Origin of the sequence: Promicromonospora kroppenstedtii DSM 19349 (assembly GCF_000515355.1) — a bacterium.
Lineage (GTDB): Bacteria > Actinomycetota > Actinomycetes > Actinomycetales > Cellulomonadaceae > Promicromonospora > Promicromonospora kroppenstedtii.
In genome coordinates this window covers 2,513-7,042 of record NZ_KI911704.1, presented here as the reverse complement: position 1 = coordinate 7,042, position 4,530 = coordinate 2,513, and the positions used below count along the sequence as shown (strand labels likewise).

The following is a 4,530-nucleotide window of genomic DNA, read 5'->3' as shown; positions in this document are numbered from 1 at the left end:
AGTACGGCGGGTTCGACGGCGGCTGCTGGTGCGACCTGTGCGCCGCCGGCTTCCGCGACTGGCTGCGCGCGCGGTACGGCACGCTGGAGCGGCTGAACGAGGCGTGGAACGCGACGTTCTGGTCGCACACGTTCAGCGACTGGGCGCAGATCGTGCCGCCGAACATGCTCAGCGAGCACTGGCGGGGGCCCGACCACACGGCGTTCCAGGGCATCACGCTCGACTACCGGCGGTTCATGTCGGACGCGATGCTCGCCAACTTCCGCGACGAGAAGGCCCGCATCCGCGAGCACGATGCGACCACGCCGGTGACGACCAACTTCATGGGCATGTTCCGGCCCATCGACTACCACCGCTGGGCCGGCGAACTGGACTTCGCGTCCTGGGACAACTACCCGCCCGGCCGGCGCGAGCACGTGCGGATGGCGCTGGCGCACGACGTCATGCGTGGCCTCAAGGACGGCGACCCGTTCTGGGTCATGGAGCAGACGCCGACCATCACGGCGTCCCGTGACGTGAACCCGGTCAAGCGGCCGGGCGTGCTGAGGCTCTGGTCGTGGCAGGCGGTGGCGCACGGCGCGGACGCCGTCCTCTACTTCCAGATGCGGCAGTCGCGTGGGGCCTGCGAGCGGTACCACGGCGCCGTCCTGGACCACGCGGGGCGCACCGACACGCGCGCGTTCCGTGAGGTCGCCACGCTGGGGTCGGAGCTGGCCGGGCTGGGCGACGCCGTCGTGGCGGCCCGGACGCCGGCCCGCGTCGCGCTGCTGTTCGACTGGGACTCCTGGTGGGCCGCCGAGATGACGGACGGCTTCAACCGGCACGCCAAGTACGCCGACACGGTGCTGTCGTACTACCGCGCGCTCTGGCAGGCGGGCGCCCAGGTGGACGTGGTGCCCACGACGGCGGACCTGACGCGGTACGACGTGGTGCTCGCCCCGATGCTCCACGTGCTCAAGGGCGACGTCGCGGAGCGGCTGGCGGCCGTGACGGAGCGCGGGGGATCGGTGCTCGCCTCGTACTGGTCGGGCCGCGCGGACGAGAACGCCAACGCGCACCTCATGGACGCGCCCGGACCCCTGGCCCCGCTGTTCGGCGTCCGGGTCGAGGAGACCGACTCGGCCGAGCCGGGCGTGACCAACCCGGTGACGCTGACCGACGGGTCCGGCGAGGCGGTCTCGGCCGCGCAGCTCGTCTTCGAGGTGCTCGTGCCCGAGGGCGCCGACGTGATCGGCACCTACGGCGCCGAGTTCTACGCGGGCACGCCCGCGGTGACACGCCACCGCCCTGCGGGACCCGAGGGGGGCGAGGCCTGGTACGTCGGGACCGGCCTGGACGACGCCGGGGCCGCGTGGGTGGTGCGCCGCCTGCTCGACCGACACGGGCTCGTGGGCCCGTACGCCGACGTACCCGACGTCGAGCTCGCCGTGCGCGCCAAGGACGGCGTGCGGTTCGCCTTCGTACTGTCCCACGCGACGGAGCCGGTCGAGGTCGCCGCGCACGCGTCCGGCGTCGACCTGCTGACCGGCCGGGCCGTGCGGGCGGGTGAGACGCTGCAGCTCGCGCCCACGGACGTGGTCCTGCTGCGCGAGGACGCCGCGGGAGCTGAGACATGAGCTCCGGCAGGCGGGGCGACGGCGAGCGGCGCGAGTTCGGCGAGGGGGTGCTCGGCCGTGCGACCGCGCTCGTGTACTGGCATCTGATCGTCGAGCTGCTGCTCGTCGTCGCCGTCCTGCCGGGCATGCTCGGCTCGCTCCTGTTGGAGCGGACGCCCGGCAACGCCGCGCTCTTCGCGCTGTGCCTCGTACCCGTGGGGCCCGCGGTGTCGGCCGGGCTGTTCGCGCTGCGGGATCGCACCCGGGCGGAGGGGCTCACCCCGGCGTCGTCGTTCTGGCGCGGGTACCGGCTGAACTGGGCCGACGCCCTGCGGGTCTGGGTGCCCGCGCTCGCCGCGGGTGTCGTCGTGGTGCTGGGGCTGGCGAACGTCGGCGTCGGCGGCGTGCCCGGCTGGTACGCGGGAGTGCTCGTCGTGGTCGGCGCGGGTCTGGCCCTGTGGACGATGAACGCGCTGGTGATCGTGTCGTTCTTCGGATTCCGTACCCGCGACTCGGTGCGGCTCGCGGCGCACTACCTGGGCGCCCGACCGCTCGTGACGCTGGGCACGCTCTCGCTGCTGGTGCTCGCCGCCGGGATCGTGGTGCTGACCACCGAGGCCGTGTTCGTCCTGCTCGCGGTGGTCTGGCTCACCCTGGTGCTGCGCAACGCGGCCGCCCTCGTGGCCGACGTCGAGCGGCGGTTCACGGCCGGCGCATGACGCTTGCCTGGCGATATCGCGGGACTTAATTGTCCGTTCTGTGGCTCCTGCGACACAGTGTGCGCATGGCAATCAAGCAGGGGGACCCCGGACGGCTGACCTATCGCTATCTACGCGTGGCGATAGTGGCCGTGGTGCTGGTGCTGTTCGTGTCGCTGACCATGCAGATCGTCGCCGACCACGGGCGGCTCGACTCCGGCGAGGAGTGGTGGCACGCGTCGATCAGCGCCTACTTCTACTCGCCGGTGCAGAGCGTGTTCGTGGGCGCGCTGGTCGGCATCGGCACGTGCCTCATCGCGATCAAGGGCCGGCACGGCGCCGAGGAGGTGCTGCTCAACTTCGCGGGCATGTTCGCCGTCGTCGTGGCCCTGGTGCCGACGCCGCTCGACGCCGACATGTGCACCGCCGAGCCGTACTGTCTGGACGTGCCCGAGCGGGTGTTCAACAACATCGGCACGCTCCTCCTGGTGGGCGGTCTGGTGCTGACGCTCGCGACCTGGCCGCGGCGTCGTGACCTGGGCGGCCCCGAGGGCTGGGACCTGTGGCTCACGTGGCTGACGTGGGCTGGGACCGGCGTCTGGCTGCTGCTCCGGCCCGACGGCTTCCTCGCGGCGGCGCACTACGCCGCGGCCGTGCTCCTCTTCTGCTGCCTGGTCGCCGTCGCGTGGATCAACGGCTCGGACGTCGCCGTCAGGGCCCAGGCGCTCGAACGGCTGCGCGGCATGTCGGCGGCTGCCTACCGTGTCTGGTACCGGGGGATCGCGGTCGTCATGGCGGTGGTGCTCGTGGTGGGCCTGGCGACGATGGTGCTGCTCGACCGGTACCTTCCGGACCTGTTCCCGCAGACGCTGTTCGTGGTCGAGGCCGTGATGATGCTGGTCTTCGCGCTGTTCTGGGTGCTGCAGACCATCCAGTTCTGGGACATCGGCCTGCCGGCGCGCGCCCGCGTCGAGAGCAGCAAGGTCCCGGGCGACACGCCGTAGCGACCGCCCGCCGGGCGTGTCGTCGGGGGGAGACGGTTACTGCGCCGGGTGTGTTGCTGTGAGTAGACACTGTCTACTCACAGCAACACACCCCGGAGACATAACGTCTTCCCCGACGCGCGGACCCGACGGGTTCGCGCGGACCTGCCACCGACCCGGAGAATGCCGCCCGATGAACGTGACCCGATCGATCGTCCTGTTCGTGGCCGCCGCCCTCTTCGAGATCGGCGGCGCCTGGCTCGTCTGGCAGGGTATCCGCGAGCACAAGGGCTGGCTCTGGATCGGCGCGGGCGTGATCGCCCTGGGCCTGTACGGGTTCTTCGCGACCCTGCAGCCGGATGCCGCCTTCGGCCGCATCCTGGCCGCCTACGGGGGCATCTTCGTCGCCGGCTCCCTGGTCTGGGGCATGGCCGTGGACGGCTTCCGCCCCGACCGCTGGGACGTGACCGGCGCGCTGATCTGCCTGGTGGGTGTCGCCGTCATCATGTACGCCCCGCGGCCGGACGCGGGCTAGCGCCGATGACTTCTCCCGGGTCGGCCGGTCGGACCTGGTATGGGAGATGGCACCGCGCGCGCACTGCAGGGCCGCGTCCAGGAGGCGGTCGACCGCCTCGTGGCCGACGGCGGCGAGGTCGGCCTCCAGGTGGCGGTCGTCCACCGGGGCGAGCTCGTCGTGGACGTCGTGGGCGGCCTGGCCGACGCCGGACGAGGAGCGGTCGTCACCCCGGACACCCTGTTCTTCGCGGCGTCGACGGCCAAGGGGGTCGCCTCCGCCGTCGCGCACGTACTGGTGGAGCGCGGCGAGCTGGACTACGACCTGCGGGTCGCCGACGTCTGGCCCGAGTTCGCCGCGCACGGCAAGGGCGGCGCGACCCTGCGGCACGTGCTGATGCACTCGGTCGGCGTGCCCGCCCCGCCCTACGACACGACCGTCCCGGACCTGTGCGACTGGGACGGGATGTGCCGGGCGCTCGCGGACGCGGAGCCGTGGTGGAAGCCCGGCACCGGGTTCGGGTACCACGCGCAGACCTTCGGTTTCCTGCTCGGCGAGACGGTGCGCCGGGCCACCGGGCAGTCCCTGACCTGGTGGCTCCACGAGGCCGTCACCGGCCCTCTTGGGGTCGAGCGGGACGTGCACTTCGGCGTGCCGCCCGCGCTGCTGGGCCGGGTGGCGCGGCAGGAGCCGGACCCCGGCCCGCCGTCCTGGCCGGAGCCCGGGTCGCCCGCCGACCG

At 72.5% G+C, this 4,530-nt stretch carries 5 protein-coding genes; all 5 read left to right on the top strand.

From position 1 onward, the window contains the following. A partial coding sequence (locus tag PROKR_RS18580) for a beta-galactosidase (RefSeq protein ID WP_036965593.1) occupies nucleotides 1-1,616 on the top strand: 1,616 nt, incomplete at its 5' end. Continuing rightward, nucleotides 1,613-2,314, top strand: a complete 702-nt coding sequence (locus tag PROKR_RS18575; RefSeq protein WP_036965591.1) for a DUF624 domain-containing protein — start codon at nucleotides 1,613-1,615, stop codon at nucleotides 2,312-2,314. The genes PROKR_RS18580 and PROKR_RS18575, both read left to right, overlap by 4 nt. Before the next feature lie 65 nt (nucleotides 2,315-2,379). Continuing rightward, nucleotides 2,380-3,297 carry a hypothetical protein gene (locus PROKR_RS18570; RefSeq protein ID WP_157602232.1) on the top strand — a complete coding sequence of 306 codons (918 nt, stop codon included), beginning with the start codon at nucleotides 2,380-2,382 and terminating at the stop codon, nucleotides 3,295-3,297. A 172-nt stretch (nucleotides 3,298-3,469) separates the two neighbouring features. Then, a complete protein-coding gene (locus PROKR_RS18565) occupies nucleotides 3,470-3,811 on the top strand; it encodes a YnfA family protein (protein WP_036965587.1) in 342 nt (113 codons plus the stop codon). Nucleotides 3,812-3,850: 39 nt separating this feature from the next. Beyond that, the coding region (locus PROKR_RS18560; protein WP_157602244.1) for a serine hydrolase domain-containing protein at nucleotides 3,851-4,530 on the top strand (680 nt) is incomplete at its 3' end.